Consider the following 21,583-nt stretch of genomic DNA (forward strand, 5'->3'; position numbering starts at 1 on the left):
GCTCCTAATTCTGTATGGTCAGGTCACGCCGTGAGCGAAACCTGCATCTGGGCAAGACGCGCCCGCACCGAGCTATCGAGGACCTCGTCGCCGACCCGGACACGCACGCCGCCGATCAGCGACGGATCAACCGCCACGGATGGCTGCAGCTTCTTGCCGAATTTGCGTTCGAGCGCGGCCACGAGTTCGGCCAGCTGCTGTCCTTCGAGCGGGAATGCGCTCGTGATCTCGGCGTCGTCCGCGCCCTCGCTGGCATTCTTCAGGTCATGGAACTGTTCGGCAATTTCCGGCAGAACCGTCAGGCGGTCGTTTTCGACCAGCATGTTGACGAAGTTCTTCGCTTCGTCCGTCACCGGAGACTTGAGCGCCGACAGGAACAGCGCGGCCACCTCGGCACCCGGCACGTTCGGATTGTCGGCAATTGCCTTCATGTCCGGATGCGCAGCAAGCTGCGACATCTCGGACACCAGCTCGGCCCATGCCCCGAGATTCCCTGCCTTGGCGACGCGGAACAGCGCCTCTGCATATGGACGGGCAATGGTTGCGAGTTCTGCCATGATTAGAGCTCAGCCTTGAGTTGATTCAACAGGTCGGCATGCGCCTGTGCGTTGACTTCACGCTTGAGGATCTGCTCTGCACCCTTGACAGCCAGCGCCGCCACTTCGTCGCGCAGGGTTTCGCGCGCGCGGGTGACTTGCTGCTCGGCTTCTGCCTTGGCCTGCGCGATGATGCGGGCGGCTTCGGCCTGGGCGTTGTGCTTGATCTCATCGGCCGACAGCTGCGCGCGCTTTTCGGCATCAGCGATACGCTGGGCGCCTTCGGTGCGGGCTTCGGTCAGTGCCTGTTCAGCACGTTTGTTGGCGCTTTCCAGATCGGCCTTGCCCTTTTCGGCAGCAGCCAGACCATCAGCGATCTTTTTCGCGCGTTCGTCGAGCGCCTTCACCAGCGGCGGCCAGATGAACTTGGCAACAACCCACCACAGGATGAAGAACACGACCATCTGCGCAAATAGCGTTGCGTTCAGATTCATGGTGTGTTCCTTTCGGTAATGTATGACAGATCAATGCGCAAGGCGGCGAGGCATTTTGCCTGGCCGCCTGGACGCACCGGACAGACCGAAAAGATTTACTTGATGACCGACAGCAGCGGGTTGGCGAAGGCGAACAGCATGGCCACACCAACACCGATCAGGAACGCAGCGTCGATCAGGCCGGCCAGCAGGAACATCTTGGTTTGCAGCGGGTTCATCAGTTCAGGCTGACGTGCGCACGCTTCGATGTACTTGCCGCCCATCAGTGCGATACCCAGACAGGCACCGATAGCACCCAGACCGATGATGATACCGATGGCGATGGCGGTCGAACCTTGGATGGCGGCGAGAAACTCTTGCATGATAACTCCTTAATTTAAAAGACTAAGAACCAGAAAAACCAAAAATCAAACTTGCGAATTCAACGAAACCGGATCAGTGATGATCGTGTGCCTGACCCAGGTACACCAGCGTCAGCATCATGAAAATGAAGGCTTGCAGCAGAATCACCAGGATGTGGAAAATGGCCCAGGCAGCGCCGGCGATGACGTGGCCAACGAAGCCCAGCACGCTCAGGTCGAGGCCCATGGTCCAGATGCCGCCCAGCAGTGCGATCAGCAGGAACACCAGTTCGCCGGCGTACATGTTGCCGAACAGCCGCATACCGAGCGAGACGGCCTTGGCCAGGAATTCAATGATGTTCAGGATCAGGTTGAACGGCGCCAGGTACCACTTCGCGCCGAACGGGGCGGACAGCAGTTCATGCGCAAAACCGCCGGCGCCCTTGGCCTTGAAGCTGTAGTAGATCATCAGGACCAGCACGGCGAACGACATGCCGAATGTGGCGTTCAGGTCGGTAGTCGCCACCGCCTTGTGGTGCGGGAGGTGCACGCCGAACAGCTCGAGCAGCAGGTTGGCGCCATATACCCAGTCCACCGGCACGAGGTCCATGGTGTTCATCAGGATGATCCAGATAAAGACCATCAGGGCAAGCGGAGCAATGTAGGAACGGTCGCCATGCACGATGGCCTTGGCTTGGTCGTCGACCATCTCGACGATCATCTCGACGAACGCCTGGAAGCGGCCCGGAACGCCGGAAGTGGCGCGGCGGGCGGCCATGCCGAGGAACAGCAGCGTGATTACGCCGCAGATGATGGACCAGACAATGGTGTCGTAGTTGAGTACCGAGAAATCCACCACGGACAGCTGCTTGCCGCCGACGGAATTCAGGTTCTGCAAGTGCTCCGAAATGTATTCGGACGGTGTCGGCGCGTGAACCGCTCCGTGCGCTGCGTTTGCCATATCAAACAACCCAAAAATGACGAAATCTGCAAGTCGAACCTTGGTTCGACCCTGTGCACTCCGCGTTCCGGCGTTCGTTCGGCGCAGCCTCAGGCTGCGAACGGGCCACTTTGGCGGCCACGTTACGTGGACGGAACAAGGCGTGCGGTAATCTAGCGCAACGGAGTGTCATGTCCATGACACACCTGTGCGGCATGTGTTTCAACTGCAGGCCCCGGCAAACAGGCCTGCCGGCGGCCGCTGCGGGCCATTACGGGCGTGCTCAGCGCAACACCAGGGCGATCCACAGCATTTTCAATGCCAGCAGGAAGGTCACCAGCATCGCCGGCCAATCCATCGAGCCATACAACATGCTCGCCGCGATCAGCATGCCCAGCGTGATGACGATCTTGAGCATCTCGCCCAGAATCAGCCCACCCACCGTCGGCCTGTGCTGCGTCAGCGCCAGCCGCAGCGCGAACACTGCATTCGGGATCACCACACAGGCACCACCGATCAGGGCCGACACCGCCGCGGCTTCCGCCGCGCCCCCGGTCATATGACGCACGGCATACCAGACCAGCATGGCCAGCACCGTCACGCCGAGCTGCAACGCAACGACACGGAACGGCGTCATGCGCGCCGGCCGCAGGGCCGTCTCGCCAAACAGGGCGACGGCTTCCTGATGCGTCAGGGGCGGACGTTCATCCTGCTCCGGATCATCGCTTCGCCGGACTGTATCCGGCTGCTTGCCGGAAGCGGCGTGAGCGTGGGCATCTGCTGGTTTCATCGCCGGGCCACCAGGCCGCACCGGAATTGAAACCGCACGATTTTACGGGACAAGGGGTGGGGAGTCAATGTGGAACGGGGCGGGGGCTGGATCCCGCCCCCGGACCCCCGGCAGGCCGCTCAGGCACTGGCAGCATCCGCGCCGTCCAGCGGCGCGCGCAGGCGCAGCAGCACGCCATCCAGCTCGTCGTTGCCACTGAACTGCACGGTCAGCTGGCCTTTGCCCTTCACCCCGACCTTGATCTGCACATTGAGACCCAGGATATCGGACAGTTCTTCTTCGAGCCGCGCGATATCGCGGCCGCCCTTGCCTGACTGGCGCACCGCCTTGAGATCGAACGGCTTGAGCGTGGATGCCACAAGCTTCTCGGTCTCGCGTACGGAGAGGCGCTTGTTGACGATCTGGTTGGCCAGTGTGATCTGGTTGGCGCCATCGACAGCCAGCAGTGCACGTGCATGGCCCATGTCGAGATCGCCGGCCATCAGCATGGTCTGCACCGGCGGGGCGAGGTTGAGCAGGCGCAACAGATTCGAGACCGCGCTGCGCGAGCGGCCGACGGACTCAGCCGCCTGCTCGTGTGTGAAATGGAACTCGCGGATCAGGCGGGCGATGCCCTGCGCCTCTTCCAGCGGGTTCAGGTCTTCGCGCTGGATGTTCTCGATCAGCGCCATGGCTGCGGCGGCTTCGTCCGCGACGTCCTTGATCAGCACCGGCACGGCCTGCAGGCCAGCCAGCCGCGCGGCGCGGAAGCGACGCTCACCGGCGATGATCTCGAAGCGCTGATGCCCGTCCACCGGACGCACCAGGATCGGCTGCATCAGTCCCTGCGCGCGGATGCTGGCCGCCAGTTCCTGCAATGCGCCCTCATCCATGCGAGTGCGGGGCTGGTATTTGCCCGGCTGCATCTGGTCCAGCTGCAGCACGGTCGGCGCCCCCTCCTGCTTCACGGCCTCGACGATCTCGGCCGAACCGCCGAGCAGCGCCTCCAGTCCGCGTCCCAATCCTTTTTTCTTGGCTGCACTCATTTCTTCACCTGCTTCAATTCATATTCTGGACACGCGCGATCAGCTCGGCGCCGAAGGCGAGATACGCCTTGGCACCCTTGGATGCGCCATCGAAAGCCAATCCCGGCATGCCGTAGGACGGCGCTTCGGCGAGCCGCACATTACGCGGGATCACCGTCTGGAACACCTTGTCGCCAAAATGCGCCTCGAGCTGTGCGGACACCTGCTGCTGCAGTGTCACGCGCGGGTCGAACATGACGCGCAGCAGGCCGATGACCTTGAGCTCGCGGTTCAGGTTGGCATGCACCTGTTTGATGGTGTTGACCAAGTCAGAGAGCCCCTCCAGCGCAAAGTACTCACACTGCATCGGCACGATCACGCCATGGGCGGCACACAAGCCGTTCAGCGTCAGCAACGACAGCGACGGCGGGCAGTCGATCAACACGAGATCGTAGCTGTCACGCACCTCGGCGAGCGCCTCCCGGAGGCGCATCTCGCGCCGTTCGAGGTCGACCAGCTCGACTTCCGCGCCCGCCAGCTCGCGGTTGGCCGGCAGGACATCGTACTTGCCGGATTCGGAGTGCTGACGGGCCTCGGGAATCGTTGCGAGGCCAACCAGCACCTGATACACGCTGCGCTCGAGGTGCTGCTTGTCGATGCCAGAGCCCATCGAGGCATTGCCCTGGGGATCCAGATCAACCAGCAGCACGCGCTGCCCCTGCGCCGCGAGGCTGGCTGCGAGGTTCACCGTGGTGGTGGTTTTGCCGACGCCGCCCTTCTGGTTTGCCACTACGAAAATCTTGGTCATATCATCCCGATTTGTTCGACAAACGAACAGGCGCACAAGCCCCTGCCCCATCCCGGTCCGCGGCCGCAGCCGCCCACCGCCATTTCAGCCCGCCCGGCCGATCACGATCAGGTGCCGTTCGGCATCCAGCTCCGGCACTTCCAGCCGTTCGATCGCTGTCACCACCCAGCCGGCCGGCAGCGCGGCCGCTTCGGCTCCGGGGTGCACCCCCTTCATGGCCACAAAATGCCCGCCTGGCGCAAGCAGGTGGCCCGCCCAGGTCACGAAATCGGCCAGGTCGGCGAAGGCTCGCGAGGTGATCACCCCAAAGCCCTGCGCATCCTGCAATTGCTCGACCCGACCCCAGTGCACATGGACGTTGCGCAGCGCGAGCTCAGCCTTGCATTGCGTCAGGAAGGCCGTCTTTTTCTGCACGATGTCGACCATCGTCACGTCGAGCGCGGGAGCGGCGATGGCCAACGGTATGCCTGGCAACCCGCCGCCCGAGCCTACATCCAGCACGCGTGGCGGGGTGTCGGCAAGCGTTGCCCAGCGCACCAGATGCGGGACTGCGGCCAGCGAGTCAAGCAGATGGTGCGTCAGCATATCGTCGGCCTTGCGGATCGCCGTCAGGTTGTAGACACGATTCCACTTGGCCAACAATGCCTGGTAGGCGAGCAGGCTGGCGAGCTGCGAGTCATCAAGGGACAGGCCGAGTGCTGCGGCGCCCGCCTGCAGGCGCTCTGTCGGTTCAAGAATAGCTGGCATTCAGGCCGCTTCCTGGCCGGTGCCGCGACGACGCCCCGCCCCTTTCTTGAGATGGACCAGCAAGAGCGAAATCGCTGCCGGCGTCACCCCCGACAGGCGCGAAGCCTGGCCCAACGTTTCTGGCCGATGCTGCATCAGGCGCTGGCGCACTTCGAATGACAGGCCGCGCACGGCTTCGTAGTCGAATGCCTCGGGCAACCGCAAGTTCTCATTGGCCTCCAGACGCTCGACCTCGGCTGCCTGGCGATCGATATAGCCCTGGTATTTCACGCCGATCTCGACCTGCTCCACGATCTGACCGAGACCCGCAGCATCGTCGGCGAGCGGCGTCGGCGAGGCAAAGCGCCCGGCCTGTACCGCCATGAGATCTGCATAGTGCACATTGGGCCGACGCAGCAGGTCGGCGAGGGTATATTCATGCTCGATAGCCTTCCCCAGCAGCGGAATGGCGATCTCGGCAGGGAAGCTGGCAGGATTAATCCAGGTCGACTTCAGGCGTTCTGTTTCACGTGAAACAGCGTCGCGTTTGCGATTGAACGCGTCCCAACGGACATCGTCGACCACACCCAGTGCGCGGCCGATCTCGGTCAGGCGCATGTCGGCATTGTCTTCCCGCAGGCTCAGGCGGAACTCCGCGCGGCTGGTGAACATGCGATACGGCTCGGTCACGCCGCGCGTCATCAAATCATCGACCAGCACACCAAGGTAGGCCTGATCGCGGCGCGGCGACCAGGGCTCCAGGCTCCTGGCTCGCCGTCCAGCGTTGATGCCGGCGAGCAACCCTTGGGCAGCGGCTTCTTCATAGCCAGTGGTACCGTTGATCTGGCCGGCAAAGTACAGCCCGCTCAGCGCACGGGTCTCGAGCGTGCTCTTAAGTGCACGCGGATCGAAGTAATCGTATTCGATGGCATAGCCGGGCCGCAGGATATGGGCCTGCTCCAGCCCGCGCATGGAGTGGATCAGTTCCAGCTGCACATCGAACGGCAGACTCGTGGACACGCCATTTGGATAGAACTCATGGGTATCCAGGCCTTCCGGCTCCAGGAAGATCTGGTGGCTATCCTTGGCGGCGAAGCGGTGGATCTTGTCTTCGATGCTGGGGCAATAACGCGGCCCCACCCCGTCGATCACGCCGGTGTACATCGGCGAACGGTCCAGCCCGGCGCGAATGATGTCGTGCGTCCGGGAATTGGTATGCGTCACCCAGCACGGCACTTGGCGCGGGTGCTGGTCGGCACGCCCCAGGAACGAGAACACCGGCACCGGATCGAGATCGCCGGGCTGCTCTTCCAGGACTGAGAAATCAATGGTACGCCCATCGATGCGCGGCGGCGTCCCGGTCTTGAGCCGCCCTTGCGGCAGCTTGAGCTCCTTGAGCCGCGCCGACAGGGTCAATGCAGCCGGATCCCCGGCACGCCCACCCACATAGTTGTTCAGGCCGACGTGGATCTTGCCGTCCAGGAAGGTGCCCGCCGTGAGCACCACTGCGGCAGCCCGGAAGCGGATACCCACCTGGGTGATGGCCCCGACCACGCGATCACCCTCGACCATCAGGTCATCGACCGCCTGCTGGAAGAGGTACAGATTGGGCTGGTTTTCCAGCCGATGGCGGATCGCCGCGCGATACAGGACGCGGTCGGCCTGCGCCCGGGTGGCCCGGACGGCCGGACCCTTGCTGGAATTGAGGATCCGGAACTGGATGCCCGCCTCATCCGTCGCCGCGGCCATGGCACCGCCCATGGCGTCGACTTCCTTGACCAGATGACCCTTCCCGATCCCGCCGATGGACGGATTGCAGCTCATCTGCCCCAAGGTCTCGATATTGTGGGTCAGCAGGAGAGTCTGGCACCCCATGCGGGCGGCCGCAAGCGCGGCCTCTGTCCCCGCATGGCCACCGCCGACCACAATCACGTCGAATTCTTTCGGATAAAGCATAGGACCTCCCCCTTGGAGGCACATTGGCAACAAGAGGGGGAATTATACCGACAATCGAATTCGCGCCGGCTGTTTCACGTGAAACACGGCGTTTCTACGCGAGGAATTGTTCCACGTGAAACAGCACCCTCGCCGCTTGCGGTTCTTATCCTCGCAGGAAAGCGTCGTAGGCCGTCTTGAGGATCAGCGCCAGCACCACGAAAATGAACACCTTTCGCACGAACCCGCTGCCGTGCTTGAGTGCCAGCCGGCTGCCCACCTGACTGCCCGCGACATTGCCCACCGCCATGATCAGACCGAGCTGCCACCAGATATGCCCTTTCGCGGCCAGCAGCAGCAGCGCCGCCAGGTTGGTGGCCAGGTTGACGAACTTGGTCGACACCGAAGCATGCAAAAAGTCATAACCGAAGATCCGCACAAAGGCGATCATCAGGAAACTGCCCGTGCCCGGCCCAAAGATACCGTCGTAGAAACCAATCACGATGCCCACGCCAATCGCCGCCCAGCGCTCTGCCCGTCCGCTCAGCGAGGGTGCATGCTCGGTCCCCAGGTTTTTCTTGGCCACGGTGTAGCCCAACAACAGCAGCAGGACAAACGGCAGCGCCTTGCGCAGAGGGTCGGCCGGGATCAGGGTCAGCGCATAGGCGCCCAGCATGGAAAACAGGAAGGCAGCGACAATCGCGGGGCCGGTGGCGCCCCAGTACACGCGTACGCGTCGGCCATAGCGCCAGGCAGCGGCTGCGGTGCCCGACATGGCAGCCACCTTGTTGGTGCCGATCAGGGTCGCGGGGGAGAGATTGGGATAGGCCGAAAACAGTGCGGGGATCTGCACCAGACCACCGCCGCCGGCGACAGCGTCGATCAGGCCGGCAAGGAATGCGGCCGCCGCAAGAAATGCGAGTTCCATAAGGGACGATACGGGAGAAACAGGGAAAGGACGAAAAGCAGGAAAACAGCGGTCACGCCAATTGTTTGCCAGTTGCAGCGGCATGGTGGCGCCACATTCCGGGGCCGGAGACAAATCCGGCGCCGGCAGCAAGCGCGGGGGCCACGACGCCATCCTCCAGCAACAGGTGCAGTATGCCATGCGCCGCCGCATAACCGATGGCGGCGCCGAGCAACATTGCGACGTGTGGGTCGTGCCCCACACTGTCAGTCACCAGAGCGCACCTGCCGCCTTCCCGCAGACTCAGAAAAAAGGACAACGCCAGCGCCGCCACGGGTTGCCCACCCTCACGGATCAGCAGGCAGCAACCACGCTCGGGGTGGCGCACCAGCTGTTCAAGCGCCCCGCTCGTACGGAACGCCGGCTGGATGGCAACGTTCGGTTGTTGCAGCCACAGCGCTGCCAGTCCGGGGAGGTCGTCAATGCCCGCAAGCGAAACGGCGGGCCAGGAAGAAGGGGGTGAAGGGTCGGTCGCAAGCATCTCTGCATCCGTAAGGCGGCCAGCACGCCGGCACAAATCAATAAAAAAAGCGTTGTCAGGAAACCCTGACAACGCTCTCTGTCTCCATGCCGATACCGCCGTGCGGTCCGTGCTTTTTTGATCTGTCTCCTCGCCTCCGCCTGATATCCTGCGGCAACCGATGGCCGAAATTTACAGGGGCCGGCGACGTAGGACAACCTAGAACAAACCCTAGTAGCCACAATCGTTTGCGTTTCGCCTGTATTCCGGCGGAAAAAACTGTGGTATTGCAGCGATCTCCCGCCATCATGCGCCGTCCGCACGCCGGCGCTGGCGGTCCTCGATGATCATCTCGCTGGCCTTCTCGGCAATCATGATGGTCGGCGAATTGGTATTGCCCGAAGGTATCGTCGGCATCACGGATGCGTCCGCGATCCGCAAACCGGGAACGCCACGCACGCGCAGACGGCTGTCCACCACCGCGCCAGGGTCCTCGGCAGGTCCCATGCGGCAGGTTCCCACCGCATGGAAAATCGTCGTACCGATTTCCGCGGCGGCCTGCGCCAGCGCTTCATCGGTCTGCATATTCGCACCAGGCAGCCACTCCTCCGGCCGGTACTTCGCCAGTGGCTCCGCTTCGACAATGCGCCGTGTCAGCCGCAGGGCATCGACTGCGATGCGGCGGTCTTCCTCGGTATCCAGGTAATTCGGGGCAATGCACGGCGCGCTGTGCGAATCCGGGCTGGTGATGTGGACCGTGCCGCGCGATGTGGGGCGGAGGTTGCAGACGCTCGCGGTAATGGCATCGAAGGTATGCAGCGGATCGCCAAAGGCATCGAGGGACAGCGGCTGCACGTGGTATTCCAGGTTGGGCCGCACCTGCGCGCCGTCGGAGCACGCAAACAGCCCCAGCTGGGAGGGTGCCATGCTCATCGGCCCGCTCTGGTTGAAGGCATACTGGAGACCAATCCGCAGCTTGCCCAGCCAGCTCGCCGAAGCCGTATTGAGCGTGCGCGCGTCACGCACCTTGATCACGCTGCGCAGCTGCAGGTGATCCTGCAGGTTCTCGCCCACCCCGGGCAGGTCGTGCTGGATCGCAATCCCCAAGGCGCTCAGCCGGCGGGCATCGCCGATACCCGAGAGCTCGAGCAGTTGCGGCGTATTGATCGCACCAGCGGCCACGATCACCTCTTCATCCGCCAACGCACTGTAGGCCCCGCCGCCACCAGAGTAGTCCACGCCCGTGCAGCGCCCCTCCTCGAAACGCAGGCGCTCGACGTGCGCACCGGTGATGAGCGTCAGGTTGGGCCGTTCCGATGCCTTGCGCAGGAATGCCTTGGACGTGTTCCAGCGCAGGCCCTTGCGCTGGTTGACCTCGAAATACCCGACGCCGAAGTTGTCGCCACGATTGAAGTCGTCGGTACGGGGAATGCCCGCTGCCTCGGCAGCCGCCATGAAAGCTTCGAGAATGTCCCAGCGCAGCCGCTGGGCCTCCACGCGCCACTCGCCGCCGGCACCGTGGAAGTCGCTCGCGCCGAGGTGATGGTCCTCGCTGCGGCAGAACAGCGGCAGGACCGCATCCCAGCGCCAGCTGTCGTCCCTGGTCAAGGCCGCCCAGCCGTCGTAATCCTCGCGCTGGCCGCGCATATAGATCATGCCGTTGATCGAGGAGGAGCCACCCAGCACGCGCCCGCGCGGATAGCGCAACGACCGGCCGTTCAGGCCGGGTTCTTCGCGCGTGCGGTACATCCAGTCGGTACGTGGATTGCCGATGCAATAGAGATAGCCAACGGGGATATGGATCCAGTGATAGTCATCCTTGCCGCCCGCTTCCAGCAGCAGGACGTTAACATCCGGATCGCGCGTCAGGCGATTGGCCAGCACGCAGCCGGCGGAGCCCGCCCCGACGATGATGTAGTCGTATCGATCCATTACACGCCGTCCGCACCGGCGAAAGCGTGGTGCGCAGCGTGCGCGGCGTGTGAACAGGGGGATAGGGGCAAGGCGGGCAGCAGGTCGGGCAGCAGCATCACAAGGGTCTCCTGGTGGGTCGCGCGCGTCGCCATGTCCCGGGCCGGTGAAGCAACCGGGCCGTGAACCGCAGGTGCACCCAGGATGGAAAACTGGGCGGTCATGCGCGCGGTCCGTCGTCAGCCACAATATAAAGCATGTAGGGCAGCGCGCCGACATCCGTTACGACCGGAAACCAACCGCGTGCGAGCGCACGCCCCTACCCGCTGGCGTGATGCTTGCGCGCGCCCGGCGCGGTGGCGGATGCCGGCGCCATGTCATCCAGGATCGGGCACTCGGGACGGTCGTCGCCATGGCAATGGTTCGCCAGATGAGCCAATTGGGCGCGCATGGCCGTCAGTTCGGCAATGCGCTCGTCGAGCGCTGCGATATGGCGCAGCGTCAAGGCCTTGACATCGGCGCTGGCGCGCGAGCGATCCGTCCACAACGCCAGCAGTTGCCGGATCTCGTCCAGGGCGAAGCCCAACCGGCGTGCCCGTTCGACAAAACGCAAGGTATCCACCGCGTTCCCGTCGTAGCGGCGATAACCGCTATCGCTGCGGGCGCTCTCGGGCAGCAAGCCGATCGCTTCGTAGTGCCGGATACGCTTAGCCGATACACCGCTCTGGCGAGCAGCCTCTCCGATATTCATCGCTATCCTCCTGCCCGGCTGCAGCAGAACTGCGCCGGCGCTGGCGGCGCCGGACGCGCTCCGGCGCTTGTGTCATCATTCCTTTACCACTGCGGTGTACAAATCGTCCACAGCGCGGTCCACGATCACATCATGCACCTTCCCATGCGGGGAAGGTCAAGCCATTCAGGAACAGGGAATCTCATGATCGAATTCAAGGTAGAAGGCATGTCGTGCAACCACTGCGTGCAGGCCATCACGCGCGCGGTGCGCGAACGCGACCCGGTGGCGTCGGTTACGGTCGACCTACCCACCAAGACCGTGAATGTCGGCAGTACTGCGGAAGTTGCCGAGTTGCGTCAGGCCATCGAAGCCGAAGGGTATACGGTGACGAGCGTCAGCCAGTCCTGATTGCCGCACCCGAAAAAAAGCGGCGCGTCCGCGCAGGGACTGCGCGAACACGCCGCAGGGACGCCGTTGAAACGTTCAAGACGCGGATGACGTGCCGATGATGTTCGACCCGCAAATCGCCATCGTCGGTATCAGAACGCGTAGCCGACGGTCAGGAACGTCACCACCGGGCGGATCTTGATGCTGGTTTCGCTGGTGACGGGAACGCCCGTCGCCGTGCGCGTGTTCAGCGTGGCCTTGGTCTTGAGCGGCAGGTAAGACACCGACAGGCCGAGGATCCAGCGGTCGGTCATGGCGTATGTTGCGCCGATGTTGAAGACCGGATTCCAGCTTGAGTCCGCCTTCACCGTGGTGGTGGCGCCCGGGCCGAACGTGGCGTTACTGAACGGCGTGCTGGTGATCTTGCCGTCGGTGAACCAGGTGTAGTTGATCCCCAGACCGACATAGGGACGGAAGCGCTGCTGGGCCGTGCCGAAGTGATACTTGGCGAGGATGGCCGGGCTCCACTGGCGCACCGAGCCGATCACGCCGAAGGGCGCGAGCTTGCCTTCGCCCGAGACCTTGTGGCGCGGCGGCACGCCGGCCACGAGTTCGCCAGAAATGTTATCGGTAAAGAAGTAGCTGACTGCCAGACCCAGCGTGTCGGCGTCCTCGACCTTGGCACCGGTACCGGAGCTGACAATGTTCACCGGCGCGCCGCCGATATTGGTGGTACGCAGCGGCACGCTGTCCGACTGGGGCATGACGCGGAACCAGCCGGCGCTGACAACGGTCGTGCCGGCAGTCTGGGCATAGGCGGCAGTGCCAGCCATCAGCAAGGCGCCGACAACGGCCGCGCTAAGTCGATGATGTGACATGGACATGAATAGAGTGTCTCCTGATAGGGTAAGAACGCCTGCTCTGCCTGACTAATAACGGTCTCGTGCAGCGTTCAATGCATTATCACGATTGCGATCAAATCCGGCGAAAAACTTTTTAGAGTAAACACGTCAGTGTCGCTGCGGTGGCACAGGCCAGCTAACCGGCCACAGCATCTGGCACCGTTGACCAGACCATGGCCTTCAAGGATTCACAAGGTCTACACGCACGCTCCGCTATGCGTGACACCCACGACGGATGCATATCGAAGCGTAGCAACGCCACCACATTTGGTCACCCCAGCCTTTTTGGGGGTATCGCTCCGTCATGCGGATCGCTCGGCGGCGCTGCGCCTCGCAGGTGCCCCAGCGGCAGCGGTCCGTCACGCTTGAACGCCGTCAGTACGATGTTGGAACGCACGCTGTCCACACCCGGCACGCGCATCAGCCGTTTCATCATGAAAGCCGACAAGGCGGGCAGATCGGGGACTACCACGCGCAGCAGATAGTCCGCCTCGCCGGCGACGGCATAGCATTCCTGCACCTCTTCGAGCAGCATCACCTGCTCGCGGAATGCTTCGATGATCGTATCGCCGTGATGGGCCAGCTTGACGCCGACGAACACCGTGACACCGAGCCCGAGTACGGCCGGCGACAACACCACCCGATAGCCCTCGATGACCCCAGCAGTCTCGAGCCGTGCCAGGCGACGGCCGATCTGGCTCGGCGACAGATGGACCCGATCCGCCAGCTGTTGATGCGTCGCACGGCCATCGCCCTGCAAGGCGTCCAGCAAAGCCAGATCATAGGAGTCAAGCGATAACATGCATGTTTCCTGCATTTAAATGGATATTGATGCGTCTATTCTACGCATTATCCGACTTTTAAAGCGAGATTGCGGCAATACCGCATGCGCTTCGGCATACACTTTTCACATGTTCAATTGATCGCGGAGTGGGCCATGGGTCTGTCCTCGCCAGCCCAGTTCCAGGGCACGCTGACCAGCAAGCTCAAGGAGCAGTTCGATGCCGGCCTGCTCGCGGGGCAAGCGCTGCATGCCGATTTCACCATGGCGCAGCCGCTCGCCCGCTACACCCAGGCCGACCACGAGATCTGGCGCGCGCTGTATGACCAGCAGGCCGCCATGTTGCCGGGACGCGCCTGCGATGCGTTCCTGCAAGGCCTCGAGACCCTTGGCATGGCGCGCGACCACGTGCCCGATTTCGCCGAGCTCAACGAACGGTTGATGCGCGCCACCGGTTGGCAGGTCGTCGCCGTGCCAGGTCTGGTACCCGACGAAGTGTTCTTTGACCACCTGGCCAACCGCCGCTTTCCGGCAAGCTGGTGGATGCGCACGCCCGCGCAGATGGATTACCTGCAGGAACCCGACTGTTTCCATGATGTGTTCGGGCATGTGCCAATGCTCATCAACCCAGTCTTCGCGGACTATATGCAGGCATACGGCCGTGGCGGGCTCAAGGCCCAGAAACTCGGTGCGCTGGACATGCTGGCACGGCTCTACTGGTACACCGTGGAGTTCGGACTGATCCGCACGCACGCCGGACTGCGCATCTATGGCGCCGGAATCGTCTCGAGCAAGAGCGAATCCATCTATGCGCTCGACGATACGCGGCCAAACCGCCTGGGCTTCGACCTGCGGCGCATCATGCGGACGCACTACCGCATCGACACGTTTCAGAAAACGTACTTTGTGATCGATAGCTTCGATCAGTTGTTCGATGCCACACGGCCGGATTTCACCCCGCTCTATGCCGAACTGCGGGACCAGCGGGAATTTGCGGCGGAAGCCATCGAAGATGGCGATCGGGTGCTGCACCAGGGCACTGGTCAGGAGCCGGCACTGTCATAGATCACAGGATCTGGTGCACCGCCAGGAGCCTATCACCGCCGCCGTGCGGATGAACCCGGTCAGCCTGGCCGGATGCGCTGCGCTGCCGCAGACGCTACCATCACGGCATCAGCGTCGGGCCAACAAGACAACAGGACATCCTATGACTACTCCACTGACAGCCGCTGCACGAACAGCCGCACTCGACACCCTGCCCGGATGGCAGGCGCTCGAGGGGCGCGATGCCTGGCACAAGCGCTTCGAATTCAGGGACTTCAACCAGGCCTTCGCCTTCATGACACGTGTGGCGCTACGCGCCGAACAGGCGGACCACCATCCTGAGTGGTTCAATGTGTATAACGTCGTGGAAGTCACGCTCAGCACCCATGATGCCAACGGCGTCACTGAAAAAGACGTGGCCCTCGCGCGCTTCATCGAAGAAGCTGCCTCGTGTATGCCGGCAGCGAACTGATCCCGGTAAGCAGCCTTTAATCCGCGGTCCCGGGCGTGACGTGATGACGGTCTGGTCGCCGCTTGGCCGCGACGGAATCACGGCGCAGGACGCGCCTAACCCACGACTGACCGTCAATCCAGCTGCTAACCGCCGGCCCGCGTGGCCCGGTACGCCTGCCAGGCGGCCAGAGCCTTGTCGCCGAGCTGTTCCGGCGCTATCGTCGTCGCGCCCTGTACAATCATCAATGCGTATGGCTTGGCCAGCGCCGCGGCCTCCGGACACAAGCGCAATTCATCTCCCACGGCCGGCGAACGGCTGCGCCAGAAATTGATGGCGGTTTCGAGATCGTTAATGGTGAGCATGGCGGTCGACATGCGCCGATTGTAATCCTGTTTGACTTCCCATTACCGGGCCCGTGCGGCCTGGATCACGACGAGCAGTATGCGAATTCTTCTGATAGAAGACGACCAGCAGATCGCCAGCGGCATCGAAGCCGGACTGGTACAGGCCGGGCACAAGGTTCACACCGTGCACGACGGCGTGTTCGCAGCCGACCAGCTCAAGCGCGACGAGCACGACCTGGTCATTCTGGACCTTGGCCTGCCGGGTATCGATGGCATGACCCTGCTCAACCGCTACCGCACCTACAACCGCATCACGCCAGTCTTGATCCTGACCGCGCGCGACGATGTGCACGACCGCATCCGCGGCCTCGATGCCGGCGCAGACGACTACCTCGTCAAACCCTTCGCGCTGCAGGAACTCGAAGCACGCGTGCGCGTGCTGCTGCGCCGGCTGCCGGGCGCCGACACCGAACCGATCCGTCCCGACCTGCGCGTCGGCACGTTGCGCCTCGCCGGCGGTGAAAAGCGCATCTTCAGCGATGCCCGCGCACTCGAACTGTCGCCTCGCGAATTTGCCGTACTGGAACTGCTGATGCAACGGCATGGCCGCGTCGTTAGCAAGGCGCAACTGCAGGACCATCTGGCCACCTTCACCTATCCAGCCGGAGATGGCGGCGATACGGTTGGCGATACAGCCATCGAAGTGTACGTACATCGCGTCCGCCGCAAGATCGAAGCCTGCGATGCGGAGATCGTCACCGTGCGCGGCTTCGGCTATCTCCTTCAGGCACGCGCCGGCTGACTCCCGCCATGTGGCTCCGTCCGCGCCCGCCTTCCGGTCCTGCACCGGCCCGCAACACCACGACGCTGAGCCTGCGCGTCCATCTGCTGCGGGCCCTGGCCACGCCCCTCTTCGCGCTGGTCCTGACAAGCGGCTCACTCGCCTACTGGCTGGCCGGGCACTACACCACGCAGGTCTTCGATCGCGCACTGTATGGCGTGGCCAACAACATCGCGCAGCAGATCCGCATTTCCGGACCACGCCTGAACCATGACATTCCACTGATCGCGAAGACGCTTGTAGAAGGCGCTGGCAGCGACCGCGTCTACTGGCGCATCCATGGTCCAGACGGGCCGATCGGCGGAAACGATACCTGGCTCGGCTACGGCACGGGCCAGGCTACACTGTATGACGCGCGCCTGTTCTATGCCTGGTACAACGGACGGCAGGTGCGCGCGGTACGCCTGCCGGTATGGCTGGATTCGCCGGAAGACAGCCGTCCGCAACACATCGTTGGCGATGCGCTGGACAGCGAGGAACGCACGACGGCGCTAGCTTCCGGAAAAATGCGCGGCCTGCCCGGCCCCATCGTCATCGAAGTGGCGGAACAGCTCGACCGGCGCGAAACCGCCGCCAATGAAATCCTGCTGGCTGTATCGGTTCCGCTGATCATGCTGCTGGTGATCGGCGGACTGATCCTGTCGCATGTGCTCAAGGAAGAACTGGTCCCACTGCAACTGCTCGCGGACAAGCTCAATCGCCAGACGGCAAAGTCACTGGCGTCGCTCGAAGAGTCGCAACTTCCGTCCGAGCTCGCGCCGCTGATCCGCGCCATGAATGCCTTGCTGGCGCGCCTGCGCGAAGCGCTCGATGCCCAGCGCAAATTCATTGCCGACGCCGCGCATCAGCTACGCACGCCGCTCACCGCACTCAAGCTCCATGCCGACCGCGCCGCCAAGGCCGACAGCCTGTCCGAGGCCCGCCCCGCGGTGCTGGAATTGCAGCGCTCAGCGGAGCGCGCGATCCGCCTTTCGAACCAGTTGCTGTCGCTGGCCCGCGCCGAGCCCGGCCTCACCCTCGAGCAACTCGGCGGCACCACACCGGTCGATGTCGTGGCGCTCGCGTTCGAATCCGGCGCTGAATGGGTGCCGCAGGCCCTGGAAAAACAGATCGATATGGGCTTCGAAACGATTGGCAACGCCACGCTGGACGAAGCCTTGCGCTATCGCGTGCAGGCCAATGCGGTCCTGTTGCGCGAAGCCTTGTCCAATCTGCTCGATAACGCCATCAAGTATGTGCCGGTCGGCGGCAAGGTCACAGTGCGGGCCGGCTATACCGATACGGTACAGGCCATGATCGTGATCGAAGACAATGGACCGGGGATTCCGCACGCACAGCGCAGCCAGGCATTCACGCGCTTCTTTCGCGGCGATCAGGCCAGCGCCCCAGGTGGTGGCGTGGCCGGGGCAGGCCTGGGTCTGGCCATCGTGCACGAGATCATCACGCTGCATCGCGGCACCATCGTGATCGACGATGTGCCGGCGCATCCCGGGACTGGCATGCGCTTTGTGATCTGCCTGCCGGTGAATAATGAATCCTTACCTACCAGGGCGATCCACTCGTCTGCCTGAGAAGCCTATGGTGTTGGCGCCCACCACAGGGCGTGCGCAACTGGAGCCCGAACCTGTCAGTCTTTCGGCGCAAGCATCGTACCGCGGCACTCCGGCGAGCCGCAATGGCAGGCAAAGGCTTTCTTCAACTTGCGCGTCAGCTTGCCTTCGATCACCAGCCCGTAGTCATAGAACAGTTCTTCCTGCGGGGCAATGTCGCGCAACGCATGGATGAACACGCGACCTTTCTTTTCACGCGCTTCACAGTTCGGCGTGCAGGCATGGTTGATCCAGCGCGCATCGTTGCCATCATACTTGGCGTCGATTGCATCGCCGTTTTCCAGGCTGAAATAGAAAGTGTGGTTGGGATCGTCCGGATCGTGCGGATGACGGCGCAGCGCTTCCTTCCAGGAAATATGCTCGCCCTTGTATTCGATCACGCGTTCGCCACGGGCAATCGGCGCGAGCGCAAACACCCCGCGCCCGTGTACACCGGATTCGCGCACCACGATACGGTCTTCTGCCGTCGGTTTGTCACGCTTGCCGGCCTTACCGGCTTTTTCAACTTTTCCGGCCTTCTTCTTGTCTTTCTTCTTCGACTTGTCCTTATCCTTGCCTTTCACCTTGCTGCGATCGTTCAGCTGAGCCGCACCTTCATCCCGGGCCTCCAAGGATGTATCGGCGGGCAACGCGGTGTCCAGGCCGGCATCGCGCTCAACTTGCGGCACCGTGGCGCCACGCCGCGCACGGGATTGACGCGGTGTCCCAGCGTCACCTGTCATGCCTGCCTGATGTTTTCCCAACGGTTTGCCGGACGGCCGGGCCGCCCGCTTCGTCCCCGAAGCTGCCATTACACTTTTCCCGAAAATAAGATCTCGCCTTGCGCGAGACAAGGAGCGTACACCGGAAGGCTGACATTGCCCAGCCCACGCCTCTTTCATTCCTGTAAGCCGCCGCATGCCGCCATGGAAGATACAAACCGTCGCAGCAAGAACAAGAATCGAATCCCCCACTTCCTGCGCAAGCTGTGGATAACTTACTGAAAACCTTGTGAGCAGGCTGGGGGTGCCGCGGTGACAGTTCCGGGACAATATCGAACAACTTTTGCGGGCCGATGACATCGCACTAGCTTATCCCCGCTCCGGCACGAGTTCGTCCACGTAGTTATCTGTTTCGCAAACACATGATTATCAAGAACAATTCTGGCTTATCCACAGAAAAATAGCTCCTCTATCTATTACCTACTATTTGTATACGTAAACAACACAGTAAACCCTGAAGAATTGTCCTATCGAGTTGTGAACAAACTCACCTTCCCCGATTTCAAGACACCATTTCCATCCTCACAGCCGTGTTCGCTGAGGTCGCGAAAAACCCTGCGACAAGGACGCACACCCGCGCCACAGAACGATCCTGAAACAAAATTTTGATGGGAAGGCCGCGACAACACGTTATCATGTGGCCCGTGAGCGTTCTCCTCGCGAGGACTGCTTCTCTTCAATTTTTCAAAGATGGAGTCAAGAATGACAAAAACCGAACTGATCGATGCCATCGCTGGCGGCGTGGACGGTCTGACCAAGGCCAAGGCAGAACAAGCCCTGAACGTGCTGATGAGCACCATCATGGACGCTGTGGCCAATGGCGATTCCGTCAGCCTGATCGGCTTCGGCACGTTCAGCCAGGGCGAGCGCGGCGAACGCATGGCTCGCAACCCGCGCACCGGCGAAGAAATCAAGGTTGCCGCCGCCAAGACCGTCAAGTTCAAGGCTGGCCAGAAGTTCAAGGACGCCGTCAACGGCTGATGCGGCAGGATGGTCTTCCATCCCCGCATGCAATTCGCCAGCTGCCAGTGCGCGATCCTCGCGATTGCCCTGCTGGCTGGCTGTACCACCGCTCCCGTGACACGGGGCGAAGTCAAGGGTGCCTCGGTCACGGTCGGTGAAATCGCACAATCCGATTTCAACCGGGTTGCCACCGTGACCATGCGGGCCAATCTCGACAGCCTGGCCGCATTGATGGACAAGCTGTACAAGCGCAATCCGCGTGAGTGGCGCAAGCACGCCACTTCACAGGCAGCAGCCAGCGAACGTGTATTGGCCGCGCTCAAAAACCGTACCGCGTGGCCCGACCTCAACGGCAAGCGCGATATCGAGGCCCTGTCGCTGGCTCTCGATCCGAATTTTTCCGGTGACCGCGTTGCGGCCTTTATCTATGCGCTTGGCGACATGCTCATCATGGCGCACGGCAACCGCATGGAGTTCTATCTGCTGGACGGGCTCGATGCCCAGCATCTCTACAATGCCGCGCGCAACCTCGAGGTCGCGGCATGGATCCTCGCCTCGCGCCGCGATGCCAGTCAGCGCCCTTTGCTGCTGTCGAATGAAATCAGCGAGACATCCCGTAACGTCACGTTCGAACGTGAATTCGGCAAGATGATCGGACGGGTCGATCTGGTGGCCAGCCTGGTCACCGAAAAATATCGCCGTGCCGGTATCGGGTATGTGCAAAGCCTGTTCGGCGCCCAGTTCCTGCAATTCCTGCCGGTTCGCTAGTGCATGCCATGACGCACGTTCCGTATCGCTCCCTGTTTCCGTTCCAGCACGATGTTCGCCGCGTCGTCGTGGTATTGCTTGCCCTTGCCGCTCTGGTGGGTCTGGCCGGATGTGCCGGTCCGGCATCGACAGTGCGTCCGCAGGCCACGCCGGTTCTGAATGTGGCGCACCGTTTGCCGCCGGAGATCGACAAACGTTTGCCTGTGCGCCAGAAAATGGTGGCGATTGCCTTGCAAGAGTGGCAACGCTGGGGAGGTCAGCAGGTCCGCGTTGGCCGTGACGACAGCTATTGTGTGATCGCGCCGTCTTCGCTTGCGCCGGCACTCCCGATCATACCGTCACCCGTGGGGCCGGCTGATGCAACATCGGTTGCGCCCGACAGTGCAGAGAGCGAAGTATTCGATGACATCGAGGCCAGCGCGCAGGTATCGACCAACGGCACGCCCTGTTTGCGTTTTCCAGACGGTACCGGAGCTGAAGCCTCGGCAATGGGTTGCCATCTGGCGCAGCGCTACTGGGCCATCGTGGGACGGGTACCGGATTGCATGCAGATCACCACCGGGCGCTGGGCCTGGTCTGCAACTTTCCTCTCGTGGCTGATGCGCGCGGCGGGTCTCAATGAACGCCAGTTCCTGACGGGTGCCTCACATGCCATGTATGTCGTGGATGCGCGCGATGGCATTCTTCCGGAGCCGGCATTCCGCGTTGCGCCCTTGCCAGCCATGCCGCGTGTCGGCGATATGGTATGCGGAGGCCGGGGCCGCGACAAGTACATGAACGATATCGCTGAAATCCGCTTTGGGGCGACACCGATGCATTGCGACCTGGTGGTCGAGGTGGACACGACTGCGCACGTGGTCAAGGCCATTGGCGGCAACGTACAGCAGTCTGTGTCCATGAGCCTGATCGAGCTCGGGGATTCGGGGCAGATCGACGGCGTCACCAATTCGACAGTGCCGTGGCTACTGCTCATGCGCAATCAGTTGCCGATGTGAGAGATCCGCTTGCGCGGGCGGCGGATCGCTGCGTGATCGCCGTAGGTGAAGCGTCTGCCGGTAGTCAGCCCATTTTCACGCCACGGCG

General features: G+C 62.6%; 26 protein-coding genes. 8 read left to right on the plus strand and 18 right to left on the minus strand.

The genetic code is table 11. The annotated features are described in order from the left end of the window. Nucleotides 1-23: 23 nt before the first annotated feature. From ACQ3C8_RS14630 to cueR, 14 genes are all read right to left on the minus strand, one after another. Nucleotides 24-557 carry a F0F1 ATP synthase subunit delta gene (locus ACQ3C8_RS14630; RefSeq protein ID WP_009522800.1) on the minus strand — a complete coding sequence of 178 codons (534 nt, stop codon included), beginning with the start codon at nt 555-557 and terminating at the stop codon, nt 24-26. Nucleotides 558-559: 2 nt separating this feature from the next. Beyond that, nucleotides 560-1,030 (minus strand): F0F1 ATP synthase subunit B, encoded by a 471-nt coding sequence (locus ACQ3C8_RS14635; RefSeq protein ID WP_009522799.1) that lies wholly within the window; start codon nt 1,028-1,030, stop codon nt 560-562. A gap of 95 nt (nt 1,031-1,125) precedes the next feature. Further along, nucleotides 1,126-1,392, minus strand: coding sequence for a F0F1 ATP synthase subunit C (gene atpE, locus ACQ3C8_RS14640; RefSeq protein ID WP_009522798.1), 267 nt, complete (start codon nt 1,390-1,392; stop codon nt 1,126-1,128). A 73-nt stretch (nt 1,393-1,465) separates the two neighbouring features. Next, on the minus strand, nt 1,466-2,332 hold the full coding sequence (gene atpB, locus ACQ3C8_RS14645; protein WP_009522797.1) for a F0F1 ATP synthase subunit A: 867 nt from the start codon (nt 2,330-2,332) through the stop codon (nt 1,466-1,468). A 262-nt stretch (nt 2,333-2,594) separates the two neighbouring features. Continuing rightward, the gene (locus ACQ3C8_RS14650) at nt 2,595-3,101 is read right to left on the minus strand and encodes an ATP synthase subunit I (protein ID WP_009522796.1); all 507 of its coding nucleotides are present in this window, start codon (nt 3,099-3,101) and stop codon (nt 2,595-2,597) included. A 119-nt stretch (nt 3,102-3,220) separates the two neighbouring features. Further along, nucleotides 3,221-4,126: a ParB/RepB/Spo0J family partition protein gene (locus tag ACQ3C8_RS14655; RefSeq protein WP_428851959.1), complete on the minus strand. Its 906-nt coding sequence runs from the start codon at nt 4,124-4,126 to the stop codon at nt 3,221-3,223. Between the two features lie 13 nt (nt 4,127-4,139). After that, complete coding sequence (locus ACQ3C8_RS14660; RefSeq protein ID WP_009522794.1) at nt 4,140-4,913, minus strand: ParA family protein; 774 nt, start codon at nt 4,911-4,913, stop codon at nt 4,140-4,142. Nucleotides 4,914-4,997: 84 nt separating this feature from the next. Further along, the gene (gene rsmG, locus ACQ3C8_RS14665; RefSeq protein ID WP_428851960.1) at nt 4,998-5,660 is read right to left on the minus strand and encodes a 16S rRNA (guanine(527)-N(7))-methyltransferase RsmG; all 663 of its coding nucleotides are present in this window, start codon (nt 5,658-5,660) and stop codon (nt 4,998-5,000) included. Further along, on the minus strand, nt 5,661-7,595 hold the full coding sequence (gene mnmG, locus ACQ3C8_RS14670) for a tRNA uridine-5-carboxymethylaminomethyl(34) synthesis enzyme MnmG (RefSeq protein ID WP_428851961.1): 1,935 nt from the start codon (nt 7,593-7,595) through the stop codon (nt 5,661-5,663). 145 nt (nt 7,596-7,740) lie between these two features. Beyond that, complete coding sequence (locus tag ACQ3C8_RS14675; RefSeq protein WP_009522791.1) at nt 7,741-8,502, minus strand: sulfite exporter TauE/SafE family protein; 762 nt, start codon at nt 8,500-8,502, stop codon at nt 7,741-7,743. Nucleotides 8,503-8,554: 52 nt separating this feature from the next. Continuing rightward, nucleotides 8,555-9,022, minus strand: coding sequence for a hypothetical protein (locus ACQ3C8_RS14680; RefSeq protein ID WP_428851962.1), 468 nt, complete (start codon nt 9,020-9,022; stop codon nt 8,555-8,557). Nucleotides 9,023-9,307: 285 nt separating this feature from the next. Then, nucleotides 9,308-10,933 carry a GMC family oxidoreductase gene (locus ACQ3C8_RS14685; protein WP_428851963.1) on the minus strand — a complete coding sequence of 542 codons (1,626 nt, stop codon included), beginning with the start codon at nt 10,931-10,933 and terminating at the stop codon, nt 9,308-9,310. Beyond that, nucleotides 10,933-11,136, minus strand: a complete 204-nt coding sequence (locus ACQ3C8_RS14690) for a hypothetical protein (RefSeq protein WP_428851964.1) — start codon at nt 11,134-11,136, stop codon at nt 10,933-10,935. Before ACQ3C8_RS14690 ends, ACQ3C8_RS14685 begins: the two co-directional genes overlap by 1 nt. Nucleotides 11,137-11,231: 95 nt before the next feature. Then, complete coding sequence (gene cueR, locus ACQ3C8_RS14695; RefSeq protein WP_009522787.1) at nt 11,232-11,663, minus strand: Cu(I)-responsive transcriptional regulator; 432 nt, start codon at nt 11,661-11,663, stop codon at nt 11,232-11,234. 183 nt (nt 11,664-11,846) lie between these two features. On the opposite strand from cueR, the gene ACQ3C8_RS14700 reads away from it, so the two are divergent. Beyond that, a complete protein-coding gene (locus ACQ3C8_RS14700) occupies nt 11,847-12,053 on the plus strand; it encodes a heavy-metal-associated domain-containing protein (protein ID WP_009522786.1) in 207 nt (68 codons plus the stop codon). Nucleotides 12,054-12,184: 131 nt separating this feature from the next. Here the strand turns inward: ACQ3C8_RS14700 and ACQ3C8_RS14705 are convergent, their stop codons facing one another. After that, the gene (locus ACQ3C8_RS14705; RefSeq protein ID WP_428851965.1) at nt 12,185-12,916 is read right to left on the minus strand and encodes an OmpW/AlkL family protein; all 732 of its coding nucleotides are present in this window, start codon (nt 12,914-12,916) and stop codon (nt 12,185-12,187) included. Nucleotides 12,917-13,205: 289 nt separating this feature from the next. Further along, nucleotides 13,206-13,736 (minus strand): Lrp/AsnC family transcriptional regulator, encoded by a 531-nt coding sequence (locus ACQ3C8_RS14710; protein ID WP_009522784.1) that lies wholly within the window; start codon nt 13,734-13,736, stop codon nt 13,206-13,208. Nucleotides 13,737-13,871: 135 nt separating this feature from the next. Between ACQ3C8_RS14710 and phhA the strand changes: the two genes are divergently transcribed. Further along, nucleotides 13,872-14,780 (plus strand): phenylalanine 4-monooxygenase, encoded by a 909-nt coding sequence (phhA, locus tag ACQ3C8_RS14715; RefSeq protein ID WP_428851966.1) that lies wholly within the window; start codon nt 13,872-13,874, stop codon nt 14,778-14,780. 82 nt (nt 14,781-14,862) lie between these two features. Beyond that, nucleotides 14,863-15,231: a 4a-hydroxytetrahydrobiopterin dehydratase gene (locus ACQ3C8_RS14720; RefSeq protein ID WP_428853096.1), complete on the plus strand. Its 369-nt coding sequence runs from the start codon at nt 14,863-14,865 to the stop codon at nt 15,229-15,231. A 125-nt stretch (nt 15,232-15,356) separates the two neighbouring features. On the opposite strand, the gene ACQ3C8_RS14725 is transcribed toward ACQ3C8_RS14720, so the two are convergent. Beyond that, entirely contained in the window at nt 15,357-15,587 is a 231-nt protein-coding gene (locus ACQ3C8_RS14725; RefSeq protein WP_009522781.1) for a DUF3717 domain-containing protein, read from the minus strand. 67 nt (nt 15,588-15,654) lie between these two features. Here ACQ3C8_RS14725 and ACQ3C8_RS14730 point away from each other — a divergent pair, with 67 nt between their 5' ends. Together ACQ3C8_RS14730 and ACQ3C8_RS14735 are read left to right on the plus strand one after the other, a co-directional pair. Further along, nucleotides 15,655-16,359 carry a response regulator transcription factor gene (locus ACQ3C8_RS14730; protein WP_009522780.1) on the plus strand — a complete coding sequence of 235 codons (705 nt, stop codon included), beginning with the start codon at nt 15,655-15,657 and terminating at the stop codon, nt 16,357-16,359. Nucleotides 16,360-16,367: 8 nt separating this feature from the next. Beyond that, nucleotides 16,368-17,969 carry a sensor histidine kinase gene (locus ACQ3C8_RS14735; protein ID WP_009522779.1) on the plus strand — a complete coding sequence of 534 codons (1,602 nt, stop codon included), beginning with the start codon at nt 16,368-16,370 and terminating at the stop codon, nt 17,967-17,969. Between the two features lie 56 nt (nt 17,970-18,025). Here ACQ3C8_RS14735 and ACQ3C8_RS14740 read toward each other — a convergent pair whose 3' ends face one another. Further along, nucleotides 18,026-18,571, minus strand: a complete 546-nt coding sequence (locus ACQ3C8_RS14740; RefSeq protein WP_138750572.1) for an SET domain-containing protein — start codon at nt 18,569-18,571, stop codon at nt 18,026-18,028. Nucleotides 18,572-19,471: 900 nt separating this feature from the next. Between ACQ3C8_RS14740 and ACQ3C8_RS14745 the strand changes: the two genes are divergently transcribed. The 3 genes from ACQ3C8_RS14745 to ACQ3C8_RS14755 are packed head-to-tail and all read left to right on the plus strand — an operon-like array spanning nt 19,472 to nt 21,495. Further along, nucleotides 19,472-19,750: an HU family DNA-binding protein gene (locus ACQ3C8_RS14745; RefSeq protein WP_428851967.1), complete on the plus strand. Its 279-nt coding sequence runs from the start codon at nt 19,472-19,474 to the stop codon at nt 19,748-19,750. A 27-nt stretch (nt 19,751-19,777) separates the two neighbouring features. Next, nucleotides 19,778-20,500: a hypothetical protein gene (locus ACQ3C8_RS14750; protein ID WP_037030200.1), complete on the plus strand. Its 723-nt coding sequence runs from the start codon at nt 19,778-19,780 to the stop codon at nt 20,498-20,500. An 8-nt stretch (nt 20,501-20,508) separates the two neighbouring features. Then, nucleotides 20,509-21,495: a DUF2272 domain-containing protein gene (locus tag ACQ3C8_RS14755; protein WP_428851968.1), complete on the plus strand. Its 987-nt coding sequence runs from the start codon at nt 20,509-20,511 to the stop codon at nt 21,493-21,495. Nucleotides 21,496-21,583 lie beyond the last annotated feature (88 nt).

It is taken from the genome of Imbroritus primus, assembly GCF_964332355.1.
Classification (GTDB): domain Bacteria; phylum Pseudomonadota; class Gammaproteobacteria; order Burkholderiales; family Burkholderiaceae; genus Imbroritus; species Imbroritus primus.

What these genes read in the sequence shown, in the direction of transcription:
- phhA (WP_428851966.1), top strand. Translation starts at nt 13,872, where the DNA reads ATGGGTCTGTCCTCGCCAGCCCAGTTCCAGGGCACGCTGACCAGCAAG.
- ACQ3C8_RS14745 (WP_428851967.1), top strand. Translation starts at nt 19,472, where the DNA reads ATGACAAAAACCGAACTGATCGATGCCATCGCTGGCGGCGTGGACGGT.
- ACQ3C8_RS14660 (WP_009522794.1), bottom strand. Translation starts at nt 4,913, where the DNA reads ATGACCAAGATTTTCGTAGTGGCAAACCAGAAGGGCGGCGTCGGCAAA.
- ACQ3C8_RS14750 (WP_037030200.1), top strand. Translation starts at nt 19,778, where the DNA reads ATGCAATTCGCCAGCTGCCAGTGCGCGATCCTCGCGATTGCCCTGCTG.
- ACQ3C8_RS14700 (WP_009522786.1), top strand. Translation starts at nt 11,847, where the DNA reads ATGATCGAATTCAAGGTAGAAGGCATGTCGTGCAACCACTGCGTGCAG.
- rsmG (WP_428851960.1), bottom strand. Translation starts at nt 5,660, where the DNA reads ATGCCAGCTATTCTTGAACCGACAGAGCGCCTGCAGGCGGGCGCCGCA.
- ACQ3C8_RS14755 (WP_428851968.1), top strand. Translation starts at nt 20,509, where the DNA reads ATGACGCACGTTCCGTATCGCTCCCTGTTTCCGTTCCAGCACGATGTT.
- ACQ3C8_RS14635 (WP_009522799.1), bottom strand. Translation starts at nt 1,030, where the DNA reads ATGAATCTGAACGCAACGCTATTTGCGCAGATGGTCGTGTTCTTCATC.
- ACQ3C8_RS14680 (WP_428851962.1), bottom strand. Translation starts at nt 9,022, where the DNA reads ATGCTTGCGACCGACCCTTCACCCCCTTCTTCCTGGCCCGCCGTTTCG.
- ACQ3C8_RS14710 (WP_009522784.1), bottom strand. Translation starts at nt 13,736, where the DNA reads ATGTTATCGCTTGACTCCTATGATCTGGCTTTGCTGGACGCCTTGCAG.
- ACQ3C8_RS14675 (WP_009522791.1), bottom strand. Translation starts at nt 8,502, where the DNA reads ATGGAACTCGCATTTCTTGCGGCGGCCGCATTCCTTGCCGGCCTGATC.
- ACQ3C8_RS14705 (WP_428851965.1), bottom strand. Translation starts at nt 12,916, where the DNA reads ATGTCCATGTCACATCATCGACTTAGCGCGGCCGTTGTCGGCGCCTTG.
- mnmG (WP_428851961.1), bottom strand. Translation starts at nt 7,595, where the DNA reads ATGCTTTATCCGAAAGAATTCGACGTGATTGTGGTCGGCGGTGGCCAT.
- ACQ3C8_RS14650 (WP_009522796.1), bottom strand. Translation starts at nt 3,101, where the DNA reads ATGAAACCAGCAGATGCCCACGCTCACGCCGCTTCCGGCAAGCAGCCG.
- atpB (WP_009522797.1), bottom strand. Translation starts at nt 2,332, where the DNA reads ATGGCAAACGCAGCGCACGGAGCGGTTCACGCGCCGACACCGTCCGAA.
- ACQ3C8_RS14655 (WP_428851959.1), bottom strand. Translation starts at nt 4,126, where the DNA reads ATGAGTGCAGCCAAGAAAAAAGGATTGGGACGCGGACTGGAGGCGCTG.
- atpE (WP_009522798.1), bottom strand. Translation starts at nt 1,392, where the DNA reads ATGCAAGAGTTTCTCGCCGCCATCCAAGGTTCGACCGCCATCGCCATC.
- ACQ3C8_RS14735 (WP_009522779.1), top strand. Translation starts at nt 16,368, where the DNA reads ATGTGGCTCCGTCCGCGCCCGCCTTCCGGTCCTGCACCGGCCCGCAAC.
- ACQ3C8_RS14725 (WP_009522781.1), bottom strand. Translation starts at nt 15,587, where the DNA reads ATGTCGACCGCCATGCTCACCATTAACGATCTCGAAACCGCCATCAAT.
- cueR (WP_009522787.1), bottom strand. Translation starts at nt 11,663, where the DNA reads ATGAATATCGGAGAGGCTGCTCGCCAGAGCGGTGTATCGGCTAAGCGT.
- ACQ3C8_RS14690 (WP_428851964.1), bottom strand. Translation starts at nt 11,136, where the DNA reads ATGACCGCCCAGTTTTCCATCCTGGGTGCACCTGCGGTTCACGGCCCG.
- ACQ3C8_RS14730 (WP_009522780.1), top strand. Translation starts at nt 15,655, where the DNA reads ATGCGAATTCTTCTGATAGAAGACGACCAGCAGATCGCCAGCGGCATC.
- ACQ3C8_RS14630 (WP_009522800.1), bottom strand. Translation starts at nt 557, where the DNA reads ATGGCAGAACTCGCAACCATTGCCCGTCCATATGCAGAGGCGCTGTTC.
- ACQ3C8_RS14685 (WP_428851963.1), bottom strand. Translation starts at nt 10,933, where the DNA reads ATGGATCGATACGACTACATCATCGTCGGGGCGGGCTCCGCCGGCTGC.